Origin of the sequence: Streptomyces sp. NBC_00691 (assembly GCF_036226665.1) — a bacterium.
In the GTDB taxonomy this organism is placed as follows: Bacteria; Actinomycetota; Actinomycetes; order Streptomycetales; family Streptomycetaceae; genus Streptomyces.
Genome location: NZ_CP109007.1, coordinates 4,980,254 through 5,006,429, shown reverse-complemented (window position 1 = coordinate 5,006,429; position 26,176 = coordinate 4,980,254). Strand labels below are relative to the sequence as shown.

General features: G+C 71.6%; 25 protein-coding genes. 9 read left to right on the top strand and 16 right to left on the bottom strand.

Translation table 11 applies throughout. From position 1 onward, the window contains the following. Positions 1-62: 62 nt before the first annotated feature. Complete coding sequence (locus OG392_RS22740; RefSeq protein ID WP_329282278.1) at positions 63-1,217, bottom strand: adenosine deaminase; 1,155 nt, start codon at positions 1,215-1,217, stop codon at positions 63-65. 105 nt (positions 1,218-1,322) lie between these two features. Between OG392_RS22740 and OG392_RS22735 the strand changes: the two genes are divergently transcribed. From OG392_RS22735 to OG392_RS22725, 3 genes are all read left to right on the top strand, one after another. Continuing rightward, positions 1,323-2,096, top strand: coding sequence for a GNAT family N-acetyltransferase (locus OG392_RS22735; RefSeq protein WP_329282276.1), 774 nt, complete (start codon positions 1,323-1,325; stop codon positions 2,094-2,096). A 4-nt stretch (positions 2,097-2,100) separates the two neighbouring features. Then, positions 2,101-3,141 (top strand): S66 family peptidase, encoded by a 1,041-nt coding sequence (locus OG392_RS22730; protein ID WP_329282274.1) that lies wholly within the window; start codon positions 2,101-2,103, stop codon positions 3,139-3,141. A gap of 91 nt (positions 3,142-3,232) precedes the next feature. Further along, a complete protein-coding gene (locus tag OG392_RS22725) occupies positions 3,233-4,009 on the top strand; it encodes an alpha/beta hydrolase (protein WP_329282272.1) in 777 nt (258 codons plus the stop codon). On the opposite strand, the gene OG392_RS22720 is transcribed toward OG392_RS22725, so the two are convergent. Then, positions 3,998-4,993 carry a LysR family transcriptional regulator gene (locus tag OG392_RS22720; protein ID WP_329282270.1) on the bottom strand — a complete coding sequence of 332 codons (996 nt, stop codon included), beginning with the start codon at positions 4,991-4,993 and terminating at the stop codon, positions 3,998-4,000. The genes OG392_RS22725 and OG392_RS22720 overlap by 12 nt on opposite strands. 62 nt (positions 4,994-5,055) lie before the next feature. Between OG392_RS22720 and OG392_RS22715 the strand changes: the two genes are divergently transcribed. From OG392_RS22715 to OG392_RS22705, 3 genes are all read left to right on the top strand, one after another. After that, a complete protein-coding gene (locus OG392_RS22715; RefSeq protein ID WP_329282268.1) occupies positions 5,056-6,339 on the top strand; it encodes an MFS transporter in 1,284 nt (427 codons plus the stop codon). 77 nt (positions 6,340-6,416) lie between these two features. After that, positions 6,417-7,124 (top strand): L,D-transpeptidase family protein, encoded by a 708-nt coding sequence (locus tag OG392_RS22710; RefSeq protein WP_329282266.1) that lies wholly within the window; start codon positions 6,417-6,419, stop codon positions 7,122-7,124. A gap of 84 nt (positions 7,125-7,208) precedes the next feature. Beyond that, positions 7,209-8,183 (top strand): sigma-70 family RNA polymerase sigma factor, encoded by a 975-nt coding sequence (locus tag OG392_RS22705; protein WP_329282263.1) that lies wholly within the window; start codon positions 7,209-7,211, stop codon positions 8,181-8,183. Positions 8,184-8,192: 9 nt separating this feature from the next. Here the strand turns inward: OG392_RS22705 and OG392_RS22700 are convergent, their stop codons facing one another. Continuing rightward, positions 8,193-8,471 (bottom strand): STAS domain-containing protein, encoded by a 279-nt coding sequence (locus OG392_RS22700; protein ID WP_329282261.1) that lies wholly within the window; start codon positions 8,469-8,471, stop codon positions 8,193-8,195. 65 nt (positions 8,472-8,536) lie between these two features. On the opposite strand from OG392_RS22700, the gene OG392_RS22695 reads away from it, so the two are divergent. Next, the gene (locus OG392_RS22695; protein WP_329282260.1) at positions 8,537-9,184 is read left to right on the top strand and encodes an HAD family hydrolase; all 648 of its coding nucleotides are present in this window, start codon (positions 8,537-8,539) and stop codon (positions 9,182-9,184) included. Here the strand turns inward: OG392_RS22695 and OG392_RS22690 are convergent. The 12 genes from OG392_RS22690 to OG392_RS22635 all read right to left on the bottom strand — a co-directional run bounded on the left by OG392_RS22690 (position 9,177) and on the right by OG392_RS22635 (position 22,623). Then, positions 9,177-9,335, bottom strand: a complete 159-nt coding sequence (locus tag OG392_RS22690; protein ID WP_329282258.1) for a hypothetical protein — start codon at positions 9,333-9,335, stop codon at positions 9,177-9,179. The genes OG392_RS22695 and OG392_RS22690 overlap by 8 nt on opposite strands. 40 nt (positions 9,336-9,375) lie before the next feature. Next, entirely contained in the window at positions 9,376-10,653 is a 1,278-nt protein-coding gene (locus OG392_RS22685) for a thymidine phosphorylase (RefSeq protein WP_329282256.1), read from the bottom strand. Positions 10,654-10,733: 80 nt separating this feature from the next. After that, the gene (locus tag OG392_RS22680) at positions 10,734-11,138 is read right to left on the bottom strand and encodes a cytidine deaminase (RefSeq protein ID WP_329282254.1); all 405 of its coding nucleotides are present in this window, start codon (positions 11,136-11,138) and stop codon (positions 10,734-10,736) included. Next, positions 11,135-12,397 carry an ABC transporter permease gene (locus OG392_RS22675; RefSeq protein WP_329282252.1) on the bottom strand — a complete coding sequence of 421 codons (1,263 nt, stop codon included), beginning with the start codon at positions 12,395-12,397 and terminating at the stop codon, positions 11,135-11,137. Before OG392_RS22675 ends, OG392_RS22680 begins: the two co-directional genes overlap by 4 nt. After that, positions 12,394-13,512 carry an ABC transporter permease gene (locus OG392_RS22670; protein ID WP_329282250.1) on the bottom strand — a complete coding sequence of 373 codons (1,119 nt, stop codon included), beginning with the start codon at positions 13,510-13,512 and terminating at the stop codon, positions 12,394-12,396. The genes OG392_RS22675 and OG392_RS22670 overlap by 4 nt, the downstream gene beginning before the upstream one ends. Then, a complete protein-coding gene (locus OG392_RS22665) occupies positions 13,509-15,221 on the bottom strand; it encodes an ABC transporter ATP-binding protein (protein WP_329282248.1) in 1,713 nt (570 codons plus the stop codon). Before OG392_RS22665 ends, OG392_RS22670 begins: the two co-directional genes overlap by 4 nt. A 106-nt stretch (positions 15,222-15,327) precedes the next feature. Continuing rightward, entirely contained in the window at positions 15,328-16,386 is a 1,059-nt protein-coding gene (locus OG392_RS22660; RefSeq protein ID WP_329282246.1) for a BMP family lipoprotein, read from the bottom strand. Positions 16,387-16,690: 304 nt separating this feature from the next. Further along, positions 16,691-17,911, bottom strand: a complete 1,221-nt coding sequence (locus tag OG392_RS22655) for an amidohydrolase (RefSeq protein ID WP_329282244.1) — start codon at positions 17,909-17,911, stop codon at positions 16,691-16,693. Positions 17,912-18,027: 116 nt separating this feature from the next. After that, complete coding sequence (locus OG392_RS22650; protein WP_329282241.1) at positions 18,028-19,248, bottom strand: hypothetical protein; 1,221 nt, start codon at positions 19,246-19,248, stop codon at positions 18,028-18,030. Beyond that, on the bottom strand, positions 19,245-20,138 hold the full coding sequence (locus OG392_RS22645; RefSeq protein WP_030318398.1) for an N-acetylneuraminate synthase family protein: 894 nt from the start codon (positions 20,136-20,138) through the stop codon (positions 19,245-19,247). Before OG392_RS22645 ends, OG392_RS22650 begins: the two co-directional genes overlap by 4 nt. A gap of 11 nt (positions 20,139-20,149) precedes the next feature. Next, the gene (locus OG392_RS22640; RefSeq protein WP_329282239.1) at positions 20,150-21,334 is read right to left on the bottom strand and encodes an acylneuraminate cytidylyltransferase; all 1,185 of its coding nucleotides are present in this window, start codon (positions 21,332-21,334) and stop codon (positions 20,150-20,152) included. Continuing rightward, positions 21,334-22,623 carry a DUF6716 putative glycosyltransferase gene (locus OG392_RS22635; protein WP_329282237.1) on the bottom strand — a complete coding sequence of 430 codons (1,290 nt, stop codon included), beginning with the start codon at positions 22,621-22,623 and terminating at the stop codon, positions 21,334-21,336. The genes OG392_RS22640 and OG392_RS22635 overlap by 1 nt, the downstream gene beginning before the upstream one ends. A gap of 219 nt (positions 22,624-22,842) precedes the next feature. On the opposite strand from OG392_RS22635, the gene OG392_RS22630 reads away from it, so the two are divergent. Both OG392_RS22630 and OG392_RS22625 read left to right on the top strand, forming a co-directional pair. Further along, the gene (locus tag OG392_RS22630) at positions 22,843-23,871 is read left to right on the top strand and encodes a glycosyltransferase family 2 protein (RefSeq protein WP_329282235.1); all 1,029 of its coding nucleotides are present in this window, start codon (positions 22,843-22,845) and stop codon (positions 23,869-23,871) included. After that, positions 23,868-25,190, top strand: a complete 1,323-nt coding sequence (locus OG392_RS22625) for a polysialyltransferase family glycosyltransferase (protein ID WP_329282233.1) — start codon at positions 23,868-23,870, stop codon at positions 25,188-25,190. The genes OG392_RS22630 and OG392_RS22625 overlap by 4 nt, the downstream gene beginning before the upstream one ends. A gap of 148 nt (positions 25,191-25,338) precedes the next feature. Here the strand turns inward: OG392_RS22625 and OG392_RS22620 are convergent, their stop codons facing one another. Next, positions 25,339-26,160: a MerR family transcriptional regulator gene (locus tag OG392_RS22620; protein WP_329282231.1), complete on the bottom strand. Its 822-nt coding sequence runs from the start codon at positions 26,158-26,160 to the stop codon at positions 25,339-25,341. Between the last annotated feature and the right edge of the window lie 16 nt (positions 26,161-26,176).

The window sequence follows — 26,176 nt, the reverse complement described above, 5'->3', positions numbered from 1 at the left end:
CCGGAAAGCGGCCGGGTGTCGCGCTTTCCCCGGCCGCCCGGTTCCCCTTGACAGGGCGGTGTTCAGCCCACTGTGCGGGAAGACTCGCTGGTCGTGGCGGTCTGCTGGAACAGCCATTCGGACCTCAGCTCGGCATATCCGGGCTTGATGACCTCGTTGATCATGGCGAGGCGTTCATCGAAAGGAATGAACGCTGATTTCATCGCATTGACCGTGAACCACTGCATGTCGTCGAGCGTGTAATCGAATGCCTCGGTCAGCAGCTCGAATTCGCGGCTCATGCTGGTCCCGCTCATGAGCCGGTTGTCGGTGTTGACCGTGGCCCGGAAGTGCAGCGTGCGGAGCAGCCCGATGGGGTGCTCGGCGAACGAGGCCGCGGCACCGGTCTGGAGGTTGGAGGAGGGGCACATCTCCAGCGGGATCCGCTTGTCACGGACGTAGGCCGCGAGCCGCCCGAGGGTCACCGAGCCGTCGTCGGCGACCTCGATGTCATCGATGATCCGGACCCCGTGCCCGAGCCGGTCGGCCCCGCACCACTGGAGCGCCTGCCAGATCGAGGGCAGTCCGAAGGCCTCGCCGGCGTGGATCGTGAAGTGGTTGTTCTCGCGCTTGAGGTACTCGAAGGCGTCGAGGTGGCGGGTGGGCGGGTAGCCCGCCTCGGCGCCCGCGATGTCGAAGCCGACGACTCCCGTGTCGCGGTAGCGGTTGGCGAGCTCCGCGATCTCCAGGGCGCGGGCGGCGTGCCGCATCGCGGTGAGCAGGGCGCCGACCCTGATGCGGTGCCCGTTGGCCCTGGCCTGCCGCTCGCCCTCGCGGAAGCCCTCGTTGACGGCCTCGACGACCTGCTCCAGGGTGAGGCCGGCCTCCAGGTGCTGCTCGGGGGCGTAGCGCACCTCGGCGTACACCACGCCGTCCTCGGCGAGGTCGACGGCGCACTCGGCGGCGACCCGGAAGAGGGCGTCACGGGTCTGCATGACGGCGCAGGTGTGCGCGAAGGTCTCCAGGTACCGCTCCAGGGACCCGGAGTCGGCGGCTTCGCGGAACCAGATGCCGAGCTTGTCGGGCTCCGTCTCGGGGAGCTGCTGGTAGCCCTGCTCCCGGGCGAGTTCGATGATCGTGCCGGGACGCAGTCCGCCGTCGAGGTGGTCGTGGAGCAGCACCTTCGGGGCACGACGGATCTGGTCCGCGGTGGGGACGCTGGGAGTCTGGCTCGTCATTTCCGCATGCTAGCCCCTACGCGCGTAGAGCGCGCCCTGTGGCGCCGCGTCCGTCCCGGGGATTTTCGGGTGCGGTCCGGAATCGTGAACACCTAGCGTGGGCCCATGACTTCCGCCACCCCAGACGCCGAACTACGGCGCATACGCGACTCCCTGTCCGGCTTCCACCGACGTCAGGCGGACCGGGTCGTCGAATTCCCCGGCGGCTTCGCCGCGCTCGACGACCGGTACACGCACTCCCGGGGCAACAACCACGTGCTGGTCGACGGCTCGACCGACCCCGGAGCGCTGCCCGCGCGGGCCGAGGAGCTGCTCGGTCACCTCCGGCACCGGCTCGTGTTCGTCGTCGACGACGAGGTCGCGGCCGCCTGCCGGGGGCCGCTGGAGGGGGTCGGTTACACCCACAAGGCCACGTACCTCATGCGGCACACCGGTCCGGTCCCGGCGCACGGCGGGGCCCGGCAAGTGGATCTGGAGGAGCTGCGCGCGCCTGCCACGGAGGCCTGGCACCGGTTCGCGCCGGGGGTGTCCGACGAGGAGGTCCACCACCTGGTGGAACGGCGGCTCGCCCGCCTCGGGGCAGCCGACGACGTACGGTTCCTCGCCGCGTACACCGAGGACGGCGAGGTGGCGTCCTGGGCCGACCTGTATCTCGACCCGGCGGCCGGGATCGCCCGGATCGAGGACCTGGTCACCGCCGAGGCGCACCTCGGGCAGGGCCACGCCGGACGGGTCCTCGACACGGCACTGCGCCTGGCGACCGAGGCGGGCTGCGACCTCCGCTTCCTGAGCGCGGACGCGGAGAACTGGCCGCACCGCTGGTACGGGCGGAAGGGCTTCGCCGTCGTCGACACCCTCCACTGCTTCGAGAGGGGGTAGCGGCATGCCACCCGTGCACCCGCCCAAGCCGCGGCCCGGCGACAAGGTCGCGATCGTCTCCCCGTCGAGCGGCCTGCCGGGCCTCCTCCCGATGCCCTACGAGCTGGGTCTCGACCGGCTGCGGCGGGAGTTCGGCCTGGTCCCGGTCGAGTACCCGACCACGCGCGCCTGGGGCTCGACGCCCCGGGAGCGCGCCGCCGATCTGAACGCCGCGTTCGCCGACCCGGAGATCAGGGCCGTCATCGCGACCATCGGCGGCGAGGACCAGATCACCGTGCTTCCTTACCTGGACCGGGAGTTGATCCGCGCCCACCCGAAGCCGTTCTTCGGGTACAGCGACAACACCAATCTGCTGCTCTTCCTGCGCAACCTCGGCATCGTGAGCTACCACGGCGGCTCGGTGATGGTGGAGCTCGGCAGACCCGGGGCGCTCCACCCGCGGACGGCGGACTCCCTGCGGGCCGCGCTGTTCGGCTCCGGCCCGTACGAGCTGACGCCGTCGGCGGACGTCGGCGACGTCAACGGACGGTGGGAGACACCGGAGACCTTCGCGCGCGAACCGGTGATGGAGCCGGACGAGGGCTGGTTCTGGCACAACGCCGACCGGGTCGTCACCGGGACCGGCTGGGGCGGCTGCCTGGAGATCCTGGCCTGGATGCTGATGGCCGACCGGGAGATCCGGCCGGTCGAGGAGTACGCCGGGCAGGTGCTCTTCCTGGAGACCTCCGAGGAGATGCCGGGCGCCGACGAGGTGTACCGGATCCTGCGGAACATGGGAGAGCGCGGGCTGCTGCGGCGGTTCCCGGCCGTGCTGATGGCCCGGGCCAAGAGCTGGAGCTTCGAGCAGCCCCTCGACGCGCCGGCCCGAGCCGCGTACCGGAAGGCCCAACGCGAGGCGGTGCTGAGGGCGTTGGGCGAGTACGCGCCCGAGACCATGGCGGTCTTCGACGTCGGCTTCGGGCACACCGACCCACAGCTGGTGCTCCCGTGCGGTGGCCCGATCCGCGTCGACGGCCCCGCGCGGCGGATCACCGTCACGTACTGACATCCGGCCGGACGAACGCCCCGCCGGGCGATACGTAACAGAGACCGCGCGTACCACTGGCGTACACCTCTCCTTCTGAGACTGTTCTGTCATGGCGCACTTCGCACTCGTGGGGCCGCCCGACGCCCGGAGACCCCGGCTCGGTCGGCCTGTTGGAGGTTCCCGCACCCCGGCGGCGGTGGGCGGCGTGGTGCTGCTCCTCCCGGACGGCGAGCCGACGTCGGGGAGGCGGGCCTCCACGCTGACGCACGCGGCGATGCTGCCGCTCGGACGCGCGCTGGTCCGGGCGGGCCGGTCCGAAGGGCTCGTCGCCCATGTGGTGCGCTACCGGGGGCGCGGCTGGAACGGCTCCGACGCGAACCTCGCGGCGGACGCCTCCTGGGCCGTCGCGGAGGCCGTACGGCGCTACGGCGACGTCCCGGTCTGTCTCGTCGGCCACGGCCTCGGCGGGCGGGCCGCGCTGCGGGCCGCCGGACACGGAGCGGTCGGCGCGGTCCTCGCGCTCGCCCCGTGGCTGCCGGAGGACGACGTGGCGGCGGAGCCGGAGGCCGTACGGCAGCTGGTCGGGCGCCGGGTCCTGCTCGTGCACGGCACGAACGACGCGCGTACGGACCCGGAGTTGTCGTTCCGGTACGCGGAGCGGGCGAAGAAGGCGAACCGCGACACCTGCCGGTTCGAGGTGCACTCGGACGGTCACGCGCTGCGGCAGTACGCGGACGAGGTGCGGGCGCTCGCCGCCGACTTCGTCCTCGGCGCGCTCTTCGCGCGGCCGGTCGCCCGGCCGGTGACCGACGCGATGGCCGCTCCCCCGCCGCTGGGCCTGCGGATGCCGCTCGCGGCGGGGTTCGGGGGCTCACTACGGAGGTGAGAGGTCCTCCGGGAACAGCGGCGCGGCGGGCTCCTTCGGGAGCAGATGGCCGCGCCTGCCGAGCAGGAACTTCTTGAAGGCGGCCACCGGGGCCGTGTCCGGGTGGCCGTCCAGCCAGGCGACGCCGATCTCGCGGGCCGCGCGCGGCGCCGTGACGGTGAGTTCGACGACTCCGGGGCGCGGCACCGCGGGCGGCGGCAGCAGGGCGACGCCGAGGCCCGCGGCGACCAGGCCGCGCAGGGTCTCGGCCTCCTCTCCCTCGAAGGCGATCCGGGGCTTGAAGCCGGCCTCGGCACAGAGGTCGTCGGTGATGCGGCGGAGCCCGTACCCCGGTTCCAGGGTCACGAAGGTCTCGTCGGCGGCCTCGGCGAGGCGGACCCGCTTACGGCCCGCGAGCCGGTGGTCGTCGGGGACGACGAGCCGGAGCCGCTGCTCGTCGAGGCGCCGCGCGACCAGGTCCGGCGCGTCCGGCACGGGCGAGGTCAGACAGAGGTCGAGGTCGCCGGCCCGGAGCCGTTCGATCATGGCCTCGCCGTAGTTCTGGACGAGGGTGAAACGGATCCCCGGGTGGTCGACGCGGAAGGCGCGGATGAGACCGGGGACGGTCTCGGAGCCCATGGTGTGGAGGAAGCCGAAGGCGACGCGGCCCGCGGTGGGGTCGGCGTCGGCCCGTACGGTGTCGGCCGCCCGCTCCACCTCGGCGAGGGCCCGCTCGGCCGCGGTCAGGAAGCGGCGCCCCGCGGGGGTGAGGGAGACCGTCCGGCCGCGGCGGGCGAAGAGGCTCACGCCGAGGTCCTGTTCGAGCCGGACCATCGCCCGGGAGAGCGTGGACTGCGGGACGCCCATCTCGGCAGCGGCCCTGGTCACATGCTCGTGCCGGGCGACCGCGGCGAAATACGCGAGCCGCGGCGCGAGCAGCAGTCCCATGTCTTCTTCGTTACTGTTCGGTGACAGGCGAAGCTGTGACCTGTACTCATGCACCATGGGAACGATTACAGCAGTTCCATGCATTGGACGCATGAAACGGGGCGTCCTACGTTCGAGACATGCCTTCCGCCAGTACCGCGGCGGCCGCCACCCACGCGTCCGCCGACACCCGCCCCGCCCCTGCCGACACCCGCCTCGCCCCCGGCGCCCCCGGTCACCGCCGGATGAGCCTCGCGCTCTTCGCCGCCGGCCTCGCCGCCTTCGCGCTCCTCTACTCCACACAGGCCCTCCTCCCGGCCATCTCGGCCGAGTTCGGCGCCAGCGCTTCCGCCGCCTCCTGGACGGTCTCGGCCGCGACCGCGGCCCTCGCCCTGTGCGTGCTCCCGCTCAGCGCCCTCTCGGAGCGCTTCGGCCGGCGCACGATGATGATCGCCTCGCTGTCGGTCGCGGTCGGCATCGCGCTCCTCGTGCCGCTCGCCCCGAACCTGGAGTCCCTGATCGCCCTCCGCGCGATCCAGGGCGCCGCGCTCGCGGGTCTTCCGGCCTCCGCGATGGCCTTCCTCGCCGAGGAGGTCCGCCCCAGGGCGCTGATCGCCGCGATCGGCCTGTTCGTGGCGGGCAACTCGATCGGCGGCATGAGCGGCCGCCTGGTGACCGGCTGGGTGGCCCAGATGTGGGGCTGGCGGGCGGGTCTGGCCGCCGTCGGCCTGACGTCGCTGCTGTGCGCGCTGGCCTTCCGGGCGCTGCTGCCGAAGGCACGGCACTTCACGCCCGGCACGCTCAACCCGAAGGCGCTCGCCCGGACCGTACGGACGCACCTCGCCGACCCGCTGCTGATGCGTCTCTACGTGATCGGCGCCCTGTTCATGACGGTGTTCGGCGCGGTGTACACCGTGATCGGCTACCGGCTGGTCGAGGCCCCGTTCTCACTGCCGCAGGGCGTGATCGGGTCGATCTTCCTGATCTACCTGGTCGGTACGGTCTCCTCCGCCGCCGCGGGCCGGCTCGTCGGCCGGCTCGGCCGGCGCGGGGCCCTCTACCTGGCGGTCTCCACCACCGCCGCGGGCCTGCTGCTCTCGCTCTCCGACGCGCTGCCGGCGGTCCTCGCGGGCCTCGTCCTGATCACCGCCGGCTTCTTCGCGGGCCATGCGGTCGCCTCCTCCTCGGTCAGCCGTACGGCCACCACGGGCCGCGCGCAGGCCTCCGCGCTCTACCAGTCCGCCTACTACCTGGGCAGCAGCGCGGGCGGCACGCTCGGCGCGATCGCGTTCCACGCGGGCGGATGGGCCGGCACCGTCCTGATCGGCCTCGTCGCGGTCCTCGGTGTCGTCTCGGTGACCCTGTACGGCAGCCACAGCGCGCGCGTGGAGGCCCGGCAGGGACAGCTCGCGGCGTCCTGCTGATTACGGCCGGATCCGCTGCAACTGAGTCGCTCCCCCGGACGTCCTGACAGATAGGACTCTAGGGGGAGTTGACGATCATGAAGAGAATCACGGGCCGGATAGCCGGAAGAGCCGGCATCGCGGCAGGCCTCACCTCGCTGGTGCTGCCGATGACGATCGCGCTCGGCGCCGCTCCGGCGCAGGCGGCGTCCTGCAACGTGACGACGGGCCCGTACCAGAAGCAGGTGGAGAAGTTCCTCGGCCGTCCGGTCGACGGACGCCAGTCGCTCGCCGACTGCAAGGCGATCCAGTCCTTCCAGGCGAAGCACGGCATCACCCCGACCGTGGGGTACGCCGGGACGGTCACCTGGCGCACGATGAACACGATGCTCCAGCAGAGGGCGGCGGGCACCAATCCCAACCGCGCGGGCTCGTGTCCGACCAACCGGGGCCGGATCGCCTGCGTCGACCTGACCCGCCAGCTGACCTGGATCCAGGACGGCGCCCGCCTCAAGTACGGCCCCGTGCCGGTCCGTACGGGCAAGGACGGCACCGAGACCCGGACCGGGTCGAAGAAGATCTACTGGCGGAACATCAACCACTGGTCGACGCTCTACCACGTCTCCATGCCGTACTCGCAGTTCTTCGACGGCGGGCAGGCCTTCCACTCGACGACCAAGTCCATGTGGAACCCGCCGGGCTCCGGCGGCTGCGTCAACATGACGTCGAGAGACGCCAAGGTGTACTGGAGCCTGCTCCGGAACGGCGACGACGTCTTCATCTACGGGCGCAAGCCGGGAACCTGACCCCGGCTGTCAGTCCGCTGCGGTAGCTTCCCTCTCACCGGCACCGAACGGGTGCCGGTGAGGGGTGAGTGGGGTGTGGACCCGATGAGTGACGCCGCGACCGCGACGACCGACGAACTCGACAAGTACCGCAGGGAGCTGACCGGTTACTGCTACCGGATGCTCGGATCCTCCTTCGAGGCGGAGGACGCGGTGCAGGACACCATGGTGCGGGCCTGGAAGGCCATCGACTCCTTCGAGGGACGCTCCTCCCTGCGGTCCTGGCTCTACCGGATCGCCACCAACGTCTGCCTGGACGCGCTGAACGCGGGCAACCGGAGGGCGCGCCCCATGGACCTGACCTCTCCGACGCCGGTCGCGCAGGCGCAGCTCGTCAAGCAGCCGGAGATCACCTGGCTGGAGCCCGTTCCCGACGGGCGGGTGCTGCCCTCGGTCGCCGACCCGGCGGAGACGGCCGTCTCCCGGGAGACCGTACGGCTCGCGTTCGTGGCCGCGCTCCAGCATCTGCCGCCCAAGCAGCGGGCGGTGCTCATCCTGCGCGAGGTGCTGGCCTGGAAGGCGAGCGAGGTCGCCGAGCTCCTCGACACCTCCGTCGCCTCGGTCAACAGCGCCCTCCAGCGGGCCCGCGCGACGCTGGCCGAGCAGGCGCCGGCCGCCTCCGACACCGCGAACCCCCTCGACGAGGAGCAGAAGGCGCTCCTGGAGCGCTATGTCGCCGCGTTCGAGGGCTACGACATGAAGGCGCTGACCGCGCTCCTCCACGAGGACGCGACCATGTCCATGCCGCCGTACGACCTCTGGCTCCAGGGGCACGACGACATCGTCGGCTGGATGCTGGGCGTCGGCGAGGTGTGCGCCGGCTCGAAGCTGGTGCCGACCGTGGCGAACGGCTCCCCGGCCTTCGCGCAGTACCACCCGGACCCGTCGACGGGCGGTTTCAGCCCGTGGGCGCTGATCGTCCTGGAGCTCCGCGACGGCAAGGTCGCCGGCATGGACTTCTTCCTGGACACCGAGCGCTGGTTCCCGCTCTTCGACCTGCCGGCCCGGCTGGAGGCCTAGGGCCTGTCGTCAGACGGGACCCAGGGTCCCGTCGAGACCGGTGAGCAGGAGCAGGGCCCGCAGGTCGGGCCCCGCTCCGTGGAACCGGATCCGGTGACCGCTGCGTCCGGCGGCGAGTTTCAGCCGGGCGAGGGCGTCGACGGCGGCGAGGTCGGCGGGCGCGAGCGCGCCGACCTCGCAGACCACGTCCCCGGGCGGCGCGGCCCCGAGCTCGGCACAGAGACGCACCACCTCGTCCCTCGTGGGGCGGGCGGGCAGGGTCACGACGAGCGGTCGACTGGTGTCCACACGGCTTGAGACCGGCTCCCGGACCGGAACTCATCGGTGATCGCTTCGGCCTTAGGGTCGGGACCATGAATCCTGAGCCCGCCGAACTGGTGATCTTCGACTGCGACGGTGTCCTGGTGGACAGCGAGCGGATCTACTGCCGCGTGGACCGCGAGGTGTTCGCGAGCCTCGGGGCGGAGTTCACCGAGGCGGAGATGATCGAGTACTTCGTCGGCTCCCCGCACGACATGCTCACCACGATCGTGGAGGAGCGCCGGGGCCGCCCGCTGCGGCCCGGCTGGCAGGCGCCCTTCACGCAGCGGTACGAGGACGCCCTGGACGCGGAACTGACGGCCGTGGAAGGCGTCACGGATCTTCTGGACGCGCTGGCCGTGCCGTACTGTCTCGCCTCCAACGGCAGCCACGCCTCCATCCGGAAGAACCTCGGCCGCACCGGCCTCCTGGACCGTTTCGAGGGCCGGATGTTCAGCGCCCGCGACGTCGCCCGGGGCAAGCCGGCCCCGGACCTCTTCCTGCACGCGGCGGCCGCGATGGGCGTCCCGCCGGAGCGCTGCGCGGTGGTCGAGGACAGCCCGTACGGCGTGCGGGCGGCCCGGGCGGCCGGGATGCGCGCCTTCGGCTACACCGGCGGCCTGACCCCGGCGGCCCGGCTGACGGGCCCGGGCACGGTGGTCTTCGAGCACATGCGGGAGCTGACGGGGCTGCTCAGCTGACGGGGAACTCGGCGGTGTCGAGGGCGAGGCCGAAGGGGGCGGGGAGGTGGATGTCCTCGCCGAACGGCACGGCGCGGAGGACGCGGTAGACGTCTCCCTTCGGCTCCCCCCAGACGGACGGGACCGGCGGAGGTCCGCCGGTCCCGTTCACCCGAAGGTGTCACTGGCACATGCCAGCGTCGATCAGGCCACTACGCGATGCGGTCCAGGACGATCGGGTTCGGGGTGAACTCCGTGCCCGCGGCCGCGATGTCCCAGGCCGAGCCCAGCGACTGCAGCGCGTAGTCGAACTTCTCCGGGGTGTCCGTGTGGAGGGTGACGAGGGGCTGGCCAGCCGTCACCGTGTCGCCCGGCTTCGCGTGCAGCTCGACGCCGGCGCCGGCCTGCACCGGGTCCTCCTTGCGGGCGCGGCCCGCGCCCAGACGCCAGGCGGCGATGCCGATGTCGTAGGCGTCGAGACGGGTCAGGACGCCGGAGGACGGGGCCGTGACGACGTGCTGCTCGCGGGCCACCGGCAGGGCCGCGTCCGGGTCGCCGCCCTGGGCCGCGATCATCCGGCGCCAGTGGTCCATCGCCGAGCCGTCGGCCAGCGCCTTCGCCGGGTCCGCGTCCTTGATGCCGGCCGCTTCGAGCATCTCGCGGGCCAGTGCGATCGTCAGCTCGACGACGTCCGCCGGGCCGCCGCCGGCGAGGACCTCGACCGACTCGCGGACCTCCAGGGCGTTGCCCGCGGTGAGGCCGAGCGGCGTGGACATGTCGGTGAGCAGCGCGACCGTCTTCACCCCGCTGTCGGTGCCGAGACCGACCATCGTGGAGGCCAGCTCACGGGCGTCCTCGATGTTCTTCATGAAGGCGCCGGTGCCGACCTTGACGTCGAGGACCAGGGAGCCGGTGCCCTCGGCGATCTTCTTCGACATGATCGAGGAGGCGATCAGCGGGATGGCCTCCACGGTGCCCGTGACGTCGCGGAGCGCGTACAGCTTCTTGTCCGCCGGCGCCAGACCGTCGCCCGCCGCGCAGATGACCGCGCCGGTGGTGTCGAGGACGTGCAGCATCTCCTCGTTGGAGAGCAGCGCGCGCCAGCCCGGGATGGACTCCAGCTTGTCGAGCGTGCCACCGGTGTGGCCGAGGCCGCGGCCGGAGAGCTGCGGTACGGCCGCGCCGCAGGCGGCGACGAGCGGGGCGAGCGGGAGGGTGATCTTGTCGCCGACGCCGCCGGTGGAGTGCTTGTCGGCGGTGGGGCGGGAGAGCGAGTCGAAGTTCATGCGCTCGCCGGAGGCGATCATGGCCGCCGTCCAGCGGGCGATCTCCGCGCGGTTCATGCCGTTCAGCAGGATGGCCATGGCCAGGGCGGACATCTGCTCGTCGGCGACCGCACCGCGGGTGTAGGCGTCGATGACCCAGTCGATCTGCTCCGGGCTCAGCTCGCCCTTGTCCCGCTTCGTGCGGATGACGGAGATGACGTCCATGGTGGTGCCTCTTTCTACGCGCATAGAGGGGGAAAGGAGGAGCGGCCCTTCCCATCGTGCCGGAAGGGCCGCTCCGAGGTTCACTTCGCGAGGTGGTCCGGGCCGAACGCCTGCGGCAGCATCTCGGCGAGCGTCAGGAACCCGGCGGGTGTCTCCAGGACGAGCTCGGGCCCACCGAACTCGTACAGCAGCTGCCGGCAGCGGCCGCACGGCACCAGGCACTCGCCCCGGCCGTCCACGCACACGAAGTGCGTGAGGCGCCCGCCGCCGGTCGCCTGGAGCTCCGAGACGAGCCCGCACTCGGCGCACAGGCTGAGGCCGTACGAGGCGTTCTCCACGTTGCAGCCGGAGACCGTCCGCCCGTCCTCGACGCGGGCCGCCGCACCGACCGGGAAGCCCGAGTACGGGGCGTACGCGCGGGCCATGGCCTCGCGCGCCGTGACCCGCAGCGCCTCCCAGTCGGCCTCGGGGAGGGCGGTCGTCACTTGCCCTGGCCCTTGCGGTACGGCAGGCCGTCCGCCTTCGGCATGCGCAGGCGCTGCGCCGACAGGGCGAGCACGAGCAGGGTGGTGATGTACGGGGCCGCGTCGACGAACTGGCTCGGGACCTCGTCGGTCAGCGCGTACCAGAGGAAGAAGCCGCCGGAGAAGGCCGCGGAGATCACGCCGACCACGTACTTCTTCTTGTACAGCTGCCACAGGGCGGCGATCAGCAGGAGCACGGCGACCAGCAGCAGCAGCGCGTGGACGTTCTCGGCGCCGCCGCGGAGCTTGAGGCTGTCGGTGAAGCCGAAGAGGCCCGCACCGAGCGCCATGCCGCCGGGCATCCAGTTGCCGAAGATCATCGCGGCGAGACCGATGTAGCCGCGGCCGCCGGTCTGGCCCTCCTGGTAGATGCCGGTGGAGACGATCGCGAGGAACGCGCCGCCGAGGCCCGCGAGGGCGCCGGAGACGACGACGGCGATGTACTTGTACTTGTAGACGTTCACACCGAGGGACTCGGCGGCGACCGGGTTCTCACCGCAGGAGCGCAGGCGCAGGCCGAAGGCGGTGCGCCAGAGCAGCCACCAGGTGGCCGGGACCAGCAGCAGGGCGACGATCGTCAGGAGCGACAGGTTCGTCACGAGACCGCCGAGGATGCCGGCCAGGTCGGAGATGAAGAACCAGTGCTTGCCCTGGAGATCCGTCAGCCAGTCCGAGAGACCCGGCACCGTGATCTCGTAGATCTGGTCGATGCGCGGGGACTGCTTGGAGGAGCCGCCCTCGGCCTCGGCGAACGTGAAGTTCGACAGGTACTGGGTGAAGCCGACCGCGAGGATGTTGACCGCCACACCGGAGACGATGTGGTTCACGTTGAACGTGATGGTGATGACCGCGTGCAGCAGACCGCCCAGCGCACCGCCGAGGAGACCGACGAGGACACCCGTCCACGGGCCCCACTGGTATCCGGCCCAGGCGCCGAACCAGGTGCCGAGCACCATCATGCCTTCGAGACCGATGTTGACGACGCCCGCGCGCTCGGCCCACAGACCGCCGAGACCGGCGAGGCCGATCGGCACGGCGAGCTTGAGCGCACCCGAGACCTGACCCACCGAGGTGAGGTCGTTGGCCCCGGAGACCGCCCGGACGAAGGAGAAGAGCAGGAGACCGGCCGCGACGATCAGCATGATCCACGGCAGGGTGAGCTTGCGGCGTCCGCCGCCCTTGGGCGCGGCGCTCGGCTTGGTGACAGTGCCGGTGCTCATGCCGAGACCTCCTTGTCGGTCTTGATGGCGCCGCCGGCGGCGAGTTCCTCGCCGACCTTCTGCTGCTGGCGGCGGAGGCCGTAACGGCGGACGAGCTCGTACGAGACGACGACCGCGATCACGATGATGCCCTGCATGATCTTGGTGATCTCCTTCGGGTAGCCCTCGGTGTCCAGCGACGAGGAGGCCTTGTCGAGGAACGCGAAGAGCAGGGCCGCGAAGAAGATGCCGACCGGGTGGTTCCGGCCGAGCAGCGCGATGGTGATGGCGGTGAAGCCGACGCCGACGGGGAAGTCGAGGCTGTACGTGTGGGACTCGCCGAGCAGCGTCGGCATGCCCGCGAGGCCGGCCAGCGCGCCCGAGAGCAGCATCGAGGTGAGGATCATCTTCTTGGCGTCGACGCCGCTGGCCTGGGCGGCGGACTCGCTGGCACCGGTGGCGCGCAGGTCGAAGCCGAACCGGGTGCGGTTGAGGACGAACCAGTAGACGACGCCGAGCGCGAGCGCGACGAACGTGAAGCCGTAGATGACTCCGTTGCCCTCGCCCATGTCGATGCCGGGGAACCAGCCGGACTCGGAGATCTCACCGGTGGTGAGGTTGTTCGAGCCCTCCGGCTGGACGCCGAAGTTCTTCGGCAGGATCAGCCAGGCCACCAGCGAGGTCGCGATGGCGTTCAGCATGATCGTCGAGACGACCTCGGAGACACCGCGGGTCGTCTTGAGGATGCCGGCGATGCCGGCCCAGAAGGCACCGGTGAACATCGCGACGAGCACGATCACCAGGATGTGCAGCGGGCCGGGCAGCTCGATCGAGGCGCCGACGAGGGCCGAGACCATCGCGGCGAGCCGGTACTGGCCGTCGACACCGATGTTGAACAGGTTCATCCGGAAACCGACGGCCACGGCGAGGGCCGCCAGGTAGTAGATCCCCGTCTGGTTGACGATCAGGACCTGGATGTCGGCGAACCCGGCGTTGTCGATCATCAGCGTGATCGGCTCGATCGGGTCGAGACCCGTCGCGAGCAGCACCAGGACAGTGAGCAGGAACGAGCTGACCAGGGCGAGCACCGGTCCCGCCGCGCCCAGGATCAACTTGTCCTTGTCGAACTTCATCATCGGGCGTCACCGTCTTCGGGCTGCTCTGCGCCTTCGAGCTGGCCGCTGGCCGCGCCGGTCATGGCGGAGCCCAGCTGCTCGGGCGTGATGGTGGCGGGGTCGGCGTCCGCGACGAGCTTGCCGCGGTACATGACCCGGAGGGTGTCGGAGAGGCCGATCAGCTCGTCCAGGTCGGCGGAGATCAGCAGCACCGCGAGACCCTCGCGGCGGGCGTCCCGGATCGCGTCCCAGATCTGCGCCTGCGCGCCGACGTCCACACCGCGGGTGGGGTGGGCGGCGATCAGGAACTTGGGCGCGTGGCTCATCTCGCGGCCGACGATCAGCTTCTGCTGATTGCCGCCGGACAGGGAGGCCGCGGTGACGTCGATGCCGGGGGTGCGCACGTCGTACTCGCGCACGATCCGCTCGGTGTCCTTGCGGGCGGCCTTCGGGTCGAGGATGCCGCGCTTGGAGTTGGGCGCCTCGGAGACGTGGCCGAGGATGCGGTTCTCCCAGAGGGGCGCCTCCAGGAGCAGTCCGTGGCGGTGGCGGTCCTCGGGGATGTAGCCGATGCCGCCCTCGCGGCGCTTGCGCACCGAGACCTTGGAGATGTCCGCGCCGTCGAGGGTGATGACGCCCGAGTCGGGGGTCGCCATGCCCATGAGGGTCTCGATGAGTTCGGTCTGGCCGTTGCCCTCGACACCCGCGATGCCGAGGATCTCGCCCTTGTGGATCGTGAGCGAGATGTCGTCGAGGAGCTTGCGGCCCTCGGCCGTCTCTTCGAGCACGACGACGGTCCTGGCCGGGTCCGGCGGTGCGGCGCTGGTCAGCGGGGTTGCGGCGACGGCGCCGGCCTCGGTCAGCGTCAGGTTCCGGACCTGGAGCATCGGGACGGTGGTGACCGTCGACTCGCGGGTCTCCGGCGAGGGCAGCTCGCTGCCGACCATCAGCTCGGCGAGCTGCTTGGTGGTGGCGGTCTTCGGGTCGGCGGTGCCGACGGTGGTGCCCCGGCGGATGACGGTGATGTCGTCGGCGACCTTCAGGACCTCGCCCAGCTTGTGCGAGATGAAGATGACGGTCAGGCCCTCGGACTTGAGCTCGCGCAGGTTGTCGAAGAGTGCGTCGACCTCCTGCGGGACGAGCACCGCGGTCGGCTCGTCGAGGATGAGGATCTTGGCTCCGCGGTAGAGGACCTTGAGGATCTCCACGCGCTGGCGGTCGGCGACGCCGAGGTCCTCGACGAGGGCGTCGGGGCGGACCCCGAGGCCGTACGCGTCGGAGATCTCCTGGATCTTCTTCCGCGCCTTGGCGCCGATGCCGTAGAGCTTCTCGCCGCCCAGGACGACGTTCTCCAGGACGGTGAGGTTGTCGGCGAGCATGAAGTGCTGGTGCACCATGCCGATGCCGCGCGCGATGGCGTCACCGGGGCTGGAGAAGGTGACCTGCTGGCCGTCGACCGCGATGGTGCCCTCGTCCGGCTTCTGCATGCCGTAGAGGATCTTCATGAGGGTCGACTTGCCGGCACCGTTCTCGCCGATGAGGGCGTGCACAGTGCCCTTGCGGACTGTGATCGCGATGTCCTTGTTGGCGACGACGCCGGGAAATCGCTTGGTGATGCCGTGCAGTTCTACGGCAGGGGGGCTGGACGCGTTGATGACGCACTCTCCTTGGCCGGAAGGAGTGGGAGCGGGAGGGCAGGGCGGGGTGAAGTTATCGTGCCAGGGAGACATCTACACGCGTAGCGCTGCCGAAAAATGAAAACCCGTACGGGAATGGGGCCCGGCAACGATGGGGCTGCCACCGCTGCCGGGCCTTGGGTCGTTGACCAGTACGTCCTTACGGAGCGGTCTTGACCGTGATCTTGCCGTCGATGATGTCCTTCTTCGCCTTGTCCACCGCGGCGATGAGGTCCTTCATCTCCTTGTACTTCGGGTTGGAGTCGGCGAGGGCGACGCCGTCCGTGGCGAGACCGTAGCGGACCTCACCGGACTGCGGCTTGCCGTCCTTGACCGACTTGATCACGTTGAAGACGGAGTCCGAGACGTCCTTGGTGACCGAGGTCAGGATGCTGTCCTTGTACGAGGCCAGACCCGGCTGGTTGTACTGGTCGGAGTCGACACCGATCGCCCACTTGCCGGCGGCGTGGGCGGCCTCGATCGCACCGGAGCCGGCCAGACCGGCGGCGGCGTAGATCACGTCGGCGCCCTTGTCGAGCTGGCCCTCCGCGGCGGCCTTGCCGAGGTCGGGCTTCGAGAAGCCGTCGAAGTTCGGCGGCTGGGTCAGGTACTGGACGAGCACCTTGGCGTTGGGGTTGGTGTCCTTGACGCCCTGCGCGAAGCCCGCCTCGAACTTCTTGATCAGCGGAACCTCGACACCGCCGATGAAGCCGACCGTGCCGCTCTTGGACGCCTTGGCGGCGGCGACGCCGGCCAGGTAGGAGCCCTGCTCCTCGTTGAAGACGAGGTTGGCGATGTTCGGGCCGGTCTTCGACGTGTCGTCGATGAGGCCGAAGGTGGTCTTCGGGTAGGCCTTGGCGACCTTCTCGATGGCCGGGGCGTAGGCGAAGCCGACGCCGATGACCGGGTTGTTCCCGGCGCGGGCGAGAGCGGTCAGGCGCTGCACCTTGTCGGCGTCGCCCTCGCCCTCGGAGGGCTCGGCCTCGGCACCCTTGACGCCGAGCTCGTCCTCGGCCTTCTTGAGGCCGGCGTAGGCGGCGTCGTTGAACGACTGGTCGCCGCGGCCACCGATGTCGTACGCGATGGCGGCCTTCGTCGCCTTCGAGTCCGAGCTCGGGCTGGAGCCGGAGTCCGTCGAAGACTTGCCACACGCGGTGGCGGAGAGGGCGAGCGCCGCGGAGGCGATGCCCACGGTCGTGATCCTGGTGATCCGGCGCAAGAGGAGGGTCCCTTCAAGACTGACCGAAAGCGCCTCTTCCGGCGCTGGTTTCGCGGCGATCGTAACGCGCGTAGATGTCAGTTAAAGACCCGTTCATGAGTCGTTATCGGATCGTCGCGAACCGGCCAGTCGAGGCGACCGGGGGCGTTCGGCCCGGTACCGCCGGTTATATCTGCGGGTCCGGGCGCCGGAACGAGGGTTCCGGGGCGCCACGCCGGGCTGTTGGACCGAAGGGGGGACATCGCTCGACCGGACGGATGAAGGGTCCGTCCGGCCGGAATCGAGGATGCCGTTTGGCCTGAAATCAGTGCTTTGGCGCCGCGTCGAGCAGTGCCGCCGCCGTGAACAGCTCCACCGCGGCCTCGATGCAGCGCTCGTCCACGTCGAAGTCGCCGGCGTGGAGGTCACGGACCCGGGTGTCACCGGGGGTGCGGACACCGAGGCGGGCCATGGCGCCGGGCACATGCTCCAGGTACCAGGAGAAGTCCTCGCCGCCGAGGCTCTGCTCGGTGTCCTCGATCGCGTACGGCCCGCGGCGGGCGGTCATCGCGGCCTGGATCAGCTCGGTGACGGCCGGGTCGTTGACGACCGGGGGGACACCGCGCACATAGGTCACGGTCGACTTGGCCCGGTGCAGGGTCGCGATCTCGTCGACGGCCGCGTGCACCAGGTCGGGCGCCTCCCGCCAGGTGGGCAGGTCGAGGCAGCGGACGGTGCCGGAGAGCTCGGCGTGCTGCGGGATGACGTTGCAGGCGTGGCCGGACTCGATACGGCCCCAGGTGACCGAGAGCCCCGAGCGGGCGTCGACGCGGCGGGACAGGACGGCGGGGACGTCGACGGCGACCCGGGCGGCCGCGGTGACCAGGTCGGTGGTCAGGTGCGGGCGGGCGGTGTGGCCGCCGGGGCCGTCGAGCGTGATCTCCAGCCGGTCGCAGGCGGAGGTGATGGCGCCGGTGCGGAGCCCGATCTTCCCGGCGTCCACCCTGGGGTCGCAGTGGACGGCGATGATCCGGCCGACGCCGTCCAGGACGCCGGCCTCGATGGCATCGGCCGCGCCGCCGGGGAGGACCTCCTCGGCGGGCTGGAAGAGCAGCCGCACGGCGGCGGGGAGGAGGCCCTGCCGGTCCAGCTCGGCGAGGACGAGCCCGGCGCCGAGGACGGTGGTGGTGTGGACGTCGTGTCCGCAGGCGTGCGCGCGGTTGGCCACGGTGGAGTGGTAGGCGACCGTCTTGACGTCGGGGATGGGCAGCGCGTCGAGATCGGCCCGGATCGCGAGCATCGGCCGCGCGGGGTCCGGGGTGCCGACGTCACAGATGAGCCCGGTGCCGCCCGGCAGGACCTTCGGCGCGAGGCCGGCCGCCTCCAGGCGGGCCTTGAGCGCGGCGGTCGTACGGAACTCCTGGTTCCCGAGCTCGGGGTGCATGTGCAAGTCCCTGCGGAAGGCGATCAGTTCGACGCGCAGGGGTTCGGACAGCGTTCCGGGCAGGGTGACGGAGCCTGGCTCACGGGACTTCAACTGGTTCACCCTTTGAAGGGTAGGCCTCCGGAGAGGTCAACTGCCCGTTGATCACGAAAAGTTCAGCCCGTTAGGGGAAAGAATCTCGGTTCGACAGGCATGAAGCCCGTTCCATATGGGTACGCTCAGCCGAATTCGAGCCGATCGGTCGGGGTCGCCGCCCGCGAGGTCAGCCGGTCTACCTCGTGGGCCGCCGTGCCCGTCACCCCGGACAGGAAGCCCTGGGCCCGCGGCGAGGCGGTGGCCCGCAGCCACTCGGGCGAGATCTCGCAGACCGCGACCTTCACCCCGGTGCCGGCGAGGGCCAGCGGCAGGGTGTGCACGACCGTCGAGGGGAAGCTGACGACCGTGCGCCCGATCGGGCCGCGGCGGGCGATCAGCTCCAGGGGAAGCTCCGGGCGGACCACCTGCAGGCCCGTCTCGACCGCGATCCGGTGCAGCTTCTCGGCGCTCTCCCTGCGGTGCGCGAAGTAGCGGGTGGCACCGTGGGTACGGGCGAGTTCCGCCACCACCCGGTCGTAGTGGTCGGCGTCGACCACCCCCGTCTCCACCAACGAGGTCCCCACCAGGTCCGCGCCGCGGGTGAGCAGCGGCGGGCCGAAGCGCGACCGGGTCCAGGCGTAGGAGTTCTCGGTGACCGTGATGCCCTCGGGGGCCTCGACGGGCAGCGAGGTGAAGATCTCCACCGTGCGGCCGGAGGCCGGGGCGAGGCGCTTCTTGGCGAGCAGGGTCACCGGGGCGAGCACCAGCTCGCGCGGGTCGAGACCGCTGCTCCTCCGGTGCCAGCGCACCAGGCGCTCGCCACGGCCGATCTGGGCGGCGTACTCCATGGTGGCGGTGCCGTCGTCGACCACGGTCAGATGCCGGGGGGCGAAGAGGGTGAGAAGGAGCTGGACGTACCGGGAGAACGGATCGCCGATGATCACCCGCTCCGCCGAGCGCAGCGGCCGGGCGAGCTCCCGCAGGGTGCGGACGAGCGCGCCCCGGCCGCCGCGGGCCTCCTGCCAGTGGACGGTGAGGCCCTCGTCGCGGGCCAGCTGGGCCATCCGGCGCAGCTGGCCCCGCGACATGGGGTCGGTCGGCGAGAGGACGACGACCGTCAGGGCGGGTGCGGGCCGTGCCGCACCCTGGGTGGCGTCCGTCGAGCGGGGCGCCCGCACGGACGCGCCGGCGTCCGGGGCGTCGGGCGCCGCGGTGACCGCGCCGGCGGGCACGGCGTCCGCCGGACCGTGCGGGCCGGCGGCTGCCGCGGAGGGCGCGCCCGTGGCGGGAGCCTGGGTGTGCGCCCATTCCAGGACGTTGAGGAGCTGGACCGGGCTCTCGACGAACGCCAGCTGCCCGGTCATGCGGCGACGAGCCCCTGGACCCGGCGGAGCTTCTTCATCGGGCCGAGCTCCGACTCGTAGACCTTCTTGACGCCGTCGCCGAGGGCGGCCTCGATGGTGCGGATGTCGCGGACCAGGCGCTGCAGGCCCTGGGGCTCGACGGAGGCGGCCTGGTCGGAGCCCCACATGGCGCGGTCGAGGGTGATGTGGCGCTCGACGAAGGTGGCGCCGAGGGCGACGGCGGCCAGCGTGGTCTGGAGGCCGGTCTCGTGGCCGGAGTAGCCGATCGGGACGTTCGGGTACTCCTCCTGCAGCGTCTGGATGACGCGCAGGTTGAGCTCCTCGGCCTTGGCCGGGTAGGTCGAGGTGGCGTGGCAGAGCAGGATGTTCGCGCTGCCGAGGACCTCGACGGCGTGACGGATCTGCGCCGGCGTCGACATGCCGGTGGAGAGGATGACCGTACGGCCGGTGGCGCGCAGCGAGCGGAGCAGCTCGTCGTCGGTGAGGGAGGCCGAGGCGACCTTGTGGGCCGGGACGTCGAACTTCTCGAGGAAGGCGACGGCCTCGGTGTCCCACGGGGAGGCGAACCAGTCGATGCCGCGCTTCTTGCAGTGCTCGTCGATGGCGCGGTACTGGGTCTCGTCGAACTCGACGCGGTGACGGTAGTCGATGTACGTCATCCGGCCCCAGGGGGTGTCCCGCTCGATGTCCCACTGGTCGCGCGGGGTGCAGATCTCGGGGGTGCGCTTCTGGAACTTGACGGCGTCGCAGCCGGCCTCGGCGGCCACGTCGATCAGCGCGAACGCGTTGTCGAGGTCACCGTTGTGGTTGATGCCGATCTCGCCGGTGATGTAGACGGAGTGGCCCGGGCCTGCGGTCTTGTCGCCGAGGGTGCGGATACGGGTGTTCATGGTGCCGGTCCTTAGGAGTTGGGGGTGTCGAGCTCGGGTCCGAGGAGCCAGGCGGCGATCTCGCGGATCGCCCCCGAGCCACCCGGGGTGACGGTGACCGCGCGGGCCGCGGCCCGTACGGAGTCGTGTGCGCTGCTCACCGCGACGGGCCAGCCGACGAGGTGGAAGCACGGAAGGTCGTTGACGTCGTTTCCGGCGTAGAGCACGCGCTGCGGGTCGATGCCCTCCGCCTCGCACCACTCCTTGAGGGCCCGGTCCTTGCGGTCGATGCCGTGCAGGACGGGGATCTTGAGCTTGCGGGCGCGGGCGGCGACGACGGCGTTCTGCTCGGTGGAGAGGATGAGGACGGGCAGTCCCGCGCGGCGCAGGGCGGCGATGCCGAGGCCGTCGCCGCGGTGCGCGGAGACGAACTCGCGTCCCTCCGCGTCCAGGTGGACCCGGTCGTCGGTCTGCGTGCCGTCGAAGTCGAGGACGACGGCGTCGACGTCCGCGAAGCCGGGGGTGGCCGGGGTGTCGAGGAGCGGCGCGAGGACACGGGCGCGGGCCAGGTCGTGCGGGTCGTCGATCTCCAGGACCCGGGCGGGGTCGGTGACGACGAGCGCCGTACGGCCGAAGAAGCGGTGCCGGTGGGTGCGGAAGCCGGCCCCGTCCATCGCGTAGACGGCGCCGGTCTCCAGGTACTCGGGCTCGCGGTCCTGGCGGCGGGGGCGGTGCGCCTTGTCGTGGTTGACGCCGGTGGCACCGTCCTCGACCGTCTCGCGCCAGAGGAAGCCGTGCGACGGGGCGGCCGTGAAGGCCGTGTCGGCGGCACCGGAGGTGATGCGCTCGACGGTCTCGGCGACCTCGGCGGAGCTGAGGAAGGGGCTGGTGCACTGGACGAGGAGGACCACGTCGGCCGGGCGGCCGTGGGTGGCCTCGAAGGCGTCCATGGCGTGCAGGACCGCGGCCTCGCTGGTGGCGGTGTCGCCGGCGATCTCGGCGGGGCGCCGCACGGCCTCGGCCCCCGCGGTCCGGGCGGCGGCCGCGATGCCGGCGTCGTCGGTGGAGACCACGACGTGGGTGACGGTCCGGGCGCCGAGGCAGGCCCGGACGGCGCGGGCGACCAGGGGTACTCCGGCCACCGGGGCGAGGTTCTTGGCGGGCACGCCCTTCGAACCGCCCCTCGCGGGGATCACGGCGAGCACGGTGGTGGTCATCAGAGTTCTCCCAGACGGCGGATGACGGGGGCGACGCGTTGCACGCCGTGGCGGTACGCGCCCCGCGCGGCCTCCCGGACGACCCGGCGGAGGCCGCTCTCGCGGGGCTCCGGGGCGGTGACGTCCAGGCGGTGGCGGGCGAGGATCCCGGGCAGGTACCCGGGCGCCGTCTCCGTCGTGTAGTAGGGGGTGATCGGGGGGAGCGCGGGGAGCGCCAGGAGCTCGGTGACCCGGTCGCGGGCCGCGTCGAAGGCCGCGTCGTACGAGCCGTCGGAGGCGACGCCCTGCCGGGCGAGCCAGGTCTCGTCGGGTGCCGGGGCGAGCCCCTTGTCGAGCCGGTCGAAGGAGGCGAGCAGACCGGAGCCGACGAAGTGGTGGTTGCCCAGCACCTCGCGGACCCCGAGGTCGGTGAGGATCGCGGTGGGGATGCGGCGGTGCAGCGCTTCGAGGGCGGCCGTCGAGGAGACGGTCACGAGCAGGTCGGTACGGTCGAGGACCTCGCCCATGTGCCCGTAGACCAGCGAGAAGTTGGCCGGCGGGTCGAGCTCGCGGACCAGCTTCTGGAACGGGAACTCCTCCAGGTGCGTGGTGTGCTCGCCCGGCTTGGAGCGGAGCTTGAGGAGCACCTCGCGGCCCGGGTGGAGCCGGGCGTGCTCGATCAGGCGCCTCAGTACGTAGGCGCGTTCGGTCCGGGTGACCGGCACGGACGGCTGGGCGGCGAAGACGAGGGTGTCGCGGCCGGCCTCCGGGGCGTACGGGGCGCCGCCCAGGAAGGGCAGGGCCGCCTCGACGACCGAGCCGGCCCCGGCGCCCACTCCCTCGTACACGGCACGGAAACGCTCCGCGTCGTGCAGGGAGTTGGCGAGGACGACATCGGCTCCGTGGCGCAGCAGCAGACCGTCGGTCAGCTTCTCGTAGACGACGCCGACATAGCCGGTGACGACCACGGGACGCCGTTCGAGACCCAGGTCGGCGAGACCCTGCAGGACGGCCCGTACGGTGCCGCCGACGAGCGCGAGGACGACGACGTCGAACCCCTCGCCGCGCGCCTCCGCCTCCCGTACCGCGCGCAGGAACTCCGCACCCGTCACCTCGCGCGGGGTGGCGGTGGACACCCCGGTCTCGGCGAGCTGGCGTTCGGTGGGGGTCGCCCGTCCGCGCAGGACGAATCCGGTGGGTTCGGCGGTCGCCGTGGTGATGCGGCGCGCCGTGAGGGCGCCCCATTTCCACCGGGTGTCGGAGTCGGCGAGTACGGCGACCCGTACCGCTTCTCTGGTACTTGCTGGCACGCCGAGGACGCTAGAAGGGCATTCCGCTTTTCGGCCCAACTGAGACACAACAAACGGTGAACAGAGCCTCTCCTCCTGTTGAAGCGGGTCGGGAACCGGACGTATCGGGGCCGGATTTCCCTGTCGGGAAAGGCGGTTAATCGGCCCGCCGCTTCGTGTTCACCGAAGGGATGCCCAACGGTCGGTGGGAATGCCGGGACGGCGCCTAGCGTCAACCGCGTGGTCAAGCTCTCCGTCGTCGTGCCGTTCTTCAACGTGCAGACATACGCCCCCGACACCCTCACGAGCCTGCGGGCCAACGCCCGGAAGGACTTCGAGTTCCTGCTCGTCGACGACTGCTCGTCGGACGGGACCCCGGAGATCCTCGAGCGGGCCGCGCGCGACATCCCGGGTGCCGTCCTGATCAGGCACGAGCACAACGGAGGCCTCGCCACCGCCCGGAACACCGGCCTCGACGCCGCCCGCGGCGAGTACCTCACCTTCCTGGACGGGGACGACTGGCTCGCCCCCGGCCACTACGCCCGCCTGGTCACCGCCGCGGAGGAGCTCGGCTGCGACTTCGTGCGCACCGACCACGTCTCCGTCACCGGCCGGAACCGCGGCATCCGACGGGCTCCCGTCGCCCGGCGCGGCGAGGTGCTCAACCCGCGGGAGGCGATCCTGCCCGCGCACCGGACGACCTCGGTCGACTACCCGTACGCCTGGGCGGGGATCTACCACCGCCGACTCCTCGACCGCGGTCTGCTGCACTTCACCCACGGGCTGCGGACCGCCGAGGACCGGCCGTGGATCTGGCGGCTGCACCGCGAGGCGGAATCGTTCGCCGCGATCGGCGAACTCGGCGTCTTCTACCGGCGCGGCGTGGCGACCTCACTCACCCAGATCGGCGACGTACGGCAATTGGATTTCATCCGCGCATTCGACCAGGTGATCGAGGAAACGGCCAAGGACGCGAATGCCGACCTCCTTCTCCCGAAAGCCGTGCGCACCTATTGCGCGGTGATTTCCCATCACATCGGCTCCATCGAACGTTTCGAGCCCGACGTCGCCCGCCAGTTGAAGGCGATGAGCGCGGGCGCGCTGCGGCGCATGCCGCAGGACGTCCTCGACGAGGCCCTCACGGCGATGGGCGGGGACCGCGCGACGATGCTGCGGAGACTGCGGCGGCGCCGCCCGGCACCGCCGCCGGCACCGGGCACGGGCCCGGGCGCCGGTGCCGGTCCGGCCGCCGCGGAGGTGGCCGCGTGAGCACCCGCCGGACCACCCAGATCTTCTGCGCCTCGACCCTCTACGGCGCGGTGACGATCGCCGCCGCCCTGGACAGCGGCGCCTTCGGCCCCGCCGACCGCCGCATCCTGCTCGTCACCAACAACGCGGCCGTGCCGGAGACGACCCCGCCGCTGGACCTGGCCGAGGGCTTCGAGGGGCTCCGCGGCCGCTTCGACTCCGTCCTGTCGTGGAACGAGACGATCTCCCCGCTCCACCCGGGCGGCTGGACCCCCCGGCCGAGCGACCTGCCGCTCCTCCAGCGCCATCTGCGCAGGATCTGGGACCTCGGCGACGACCACGTCGAACTCGCCCTGGAATCCCTCCAGGTCACGCCCGCGCTCGCCATCGCCCAGCTGCTGCCCGACGCACCCGTCACCGTGTACGCGGACGGTCTGATGAGCTACGGGCCGACCCGCAACAAGATCGACCCGCTGATCGGCGGACGCGTCGGCCGGCTGCTCCACCTGGACCTCGTGCCCGGTCTCGCGCCGCTGCTGCTCGCCGAGTTCGGGGCGGTGCCGGAGGCCGTACCGACGGAGGCGTTCACCAAGTGCGTCGACGAGCTGGCCGGGCCCGCCGCCACGGCCGCCTCCGAGGACGGGCCCGTGCTGCTCCTCGGCCAGTACCTCGCGGCGCTCGACCTGCTCACCGCCGCCGAGGAGGAGGAACTGCACCTGCGCATGGTCCGGGGCGCGGTCGCCCGGGGCCACCGGCGGCTCGTCTTCAAGCCGCACCCGACGGCCCCCGACACCTGGTCGAAGGCGCTGGTCCAGGAGGCGAGGGCGCTCGGCGCCGAGCTGACCGTCGAGGACCGGCCGGTGCTCGCCGAAGTGCTCTACCGCGAGCTGCGGCCCGCCCTCGTCGTCGGCTGCTTCTCCACGGCGCTGCTCACCGCGCGGACCTTCTACGGACTGCCGGTCGCCCGGGTCGGTACGCGCGGCCTGCTCGAACGGCTCACCCCGTTCCAGAACAGCAACCGCATCCCGCTCACCGTGGTGGACGTGGTCGTACCGCCGCTGGAGGCCGGTGCGGAGGACGGCGGCGCGATCGGCACGGACCAGCTGAACGACCTGGTCGCGGCGGTCGGCTTCGCGATGCAGCCGAAGATCCGGCCGGAGCTGCGGGAGCCGGCCGTCCGGCACCTGTCCGGGCCGTTCGCCGAGCGCACCCGGCACCACTTCACCCGGCGCCGCCTCACCGTCCTCGACCTGCCCGGCGGCATCCCGCTCCCCCGGCACCCGAGGGTCCGCCGCCTGGCGCGGCGCGCACTGCGGCTGCGCAAGGCGCTGAAGAGGTAGCGGCCGGAGGCGCCTCCGCGACCGGCGGCGCCTCCGCTGCCCGCGGCGCCTCCGCGACCCGCGGCACCGCGCGGCGGGCGCGCCACGAGCCGCGGGCCCGGGCCCCGTGCGGGGGACCCGGGCCCGCGGGCCGAACCGGGGGCGCGCGTCAGGCGCGGACGATCTCCTCCTGGAGCTCCGTCACCCACCGGGAGGGGTCCTCGGGGCATTCCAGGTACAGCTCCCGCGCGTAGTGCCGCGTCTGGTAGCCGTTGGCCTCGATCCAGCGGGCCAGGGTCTGCGCGGTCGGCAGGACGGTGTCCATCGAGCCCCGGTGGACGACGGTCGCCGCCTCCTCGATGCCGGGGAGGACGTGCACCTCGGCGCCCTCCACGGCCGTCCCCTCCGGGACGGTCATCCCGGCGTGCACGAGCACCGAGCCGTCGCCCTTGCCGGCGTCCTCGTAGTACGCGATCCCGGGGCCGAACCCGGTGATCCCGGCGGCCTCCAGGCGACCGCACAGCTCGTCGTACAGGGGCCCGATGACCGGGCTGATGTGCTGCGGGGCGAAGCTCGCGGCGACCGCGCTCAGTTCCGCGATCCGAACGGCGGGGATCTTCTTGACGACGACGTCCTGGGTGGACATGCGTCCCTCGCTCTCGATGGCCTGGAGCCGCGCGCCGACCTGGGCGAGCCGTGCCCGTGCCTCCGCCAGGGCCGCTTCGAGCTCGGCCTGGCGCAGACGCAGCATGCCCCGCAGTTCGTCCGCGTCGATCTTCTCGTCGAGGATCGCGCCGACCTGTTCCAGGGTGAAGCCGAGGTCCTTGAGCGCAATGACGCGGTTGAGCAGGGCGAGCTGGTCCGCCGTGTAGAAGCGGTAGCCCGTGTGCGGGTCGACCCGGGCCGGGCGCAGCAGTCCGATGGCGTCGTAGTGGCGCAGCATCCGGACCGACACCCGCCCGTGCCGGGCGAAGTCTCCGATGGTGAACATGACGACCCCTACGGAA

What these genes read in the sequence shown, in the direction of transcription:
- OG392_RS22740 (WP_329282278.1), bottom strand. Translation starts at nt 1,217, where the DNA reads ATGACGAGCCAGACTCCCAGCGTCCCCACCGCGGACCAGATCCGTCGT.
- OG392_RS22735 (WP_329282276.1), top strand. Translation starts at nt 1,323, where the DNA reads ATGACTTCCGCCACCCCAGACGCCGAACTACGGCGCATACGCGACTCC.
- OG392_RS22730 (WP_329282274.1), top strand. Translation starts at nt 2,101, where the DNA reads ATGCCACCCGTGCACCCGCCCAAGCCGCGGCCCGGCGACAAGGTCGCG.
- OG392_RS22725 (WP_329282272.1), top strand. Translation starts at nt 3,233, where the DNA reads ATGGCGCACTTCGCACTCGTGGGGCCGCCCGACGCCCGGAGACCCCGG.
- OG392_RS22720 (WP_329282270.1), bottom strand. Translation starts at nt 4,993, where the DNA reads ATGGTGCATGAGTACAGGTCACAGCTTCGCCTGTCACCGAACAGTAAC.
- OG392_RS22715 (WP_329282268.1), top strand. Translation starts at nt 5,056, where the DNA reads ATGCCTTCCGCCAGTACCGCGGCGGCCGCCACCCACGCGTCCGCCGAC.
- OG392_RS22710 (WP_329282266.1), top strand. Translation starts at nt 6,417, where the DNA reads ATGAAGAGAATCACGGGCCGGATAGCCGGAAGAGCCGGCATCGCGGCA.
- OG392_RS22705 (WP_329282263.1), top strand. Translation starts at nt 7,209, where the DNA reads ATGAGTGACGCCGCGACCGCGACGACCGACGAACTCGACAAGTACCGC.
- OG392_RS22695 (WP_329282260.1), top strand. Translation starts at nt 8,537, where the DNA reads ATGAATCCTGAGCCCGCCGAACTGGTGATCTTCGACTGCGACGGTGTC.
- OG392_RS22685 (WP_329282256.1), bottom strand. Translation starts at nt 10,653, where the DNA reads ATGGACGTCATCTCCGTCATCCGCACGAAGCGGGACAAGGGCGAGCTG.
- OG392_RS22675 (WP_329282252.1), bottom strand. Translation starts at nt 12,397, where the DNA reads ATGAGCACCGGCACTGTCACCAAGCCGAGCGCCGCGCCCAAGGGCGGC.
- OG392_RS22670 (WP_329282250.1), bottom strand. Translation starts at nt 13,512, where the DNA reads ATGATGAAGTTCGACAAGGACAAGTTGATCCTGGGCGCGGCGGGACCG.
- OG392_RS22665 (WP_329282248.1), bottom strand. Translation starts at nt 15,221, where the DNA reads ATGTCTCCCTGGCACGATAACTTCACCCCGCCCTGCCCTCCCGCTCCC.
- OG392_RS22650 (WP_329282241.1), bottom strand. Translation starts at nt 19,248, where the DNA reads ATGACCGGGCAGCTGGCGTTCGTCGAGAGCCCGGTCCAGCTCCTCAAC.
- OG392_RS22645 (WP_030318398.1), bottom strand. Translation starts at nt 20,138, where the DNA reads ATGAACACCCGTATCCGCACCCTCGGCGACAAGACCGCAGGCCCGGGC.
- OG392_RS22640 (WP_329282239.1), bottom strand. Translation starts at nt 21,334, where the DNA reads ATGACCACCACCGTGCTCGCCGTGATCCCCGCGAGGGGCGGTTCGAAG.
- OG392_RS22620 (WP_329282231.1), bottom strand. Translation starts at nt 26,160, where the DNA reads ATGTTCACCATCGGAGACTTCGCCCGGCACGGGCGGGTGTCGGTCCGG.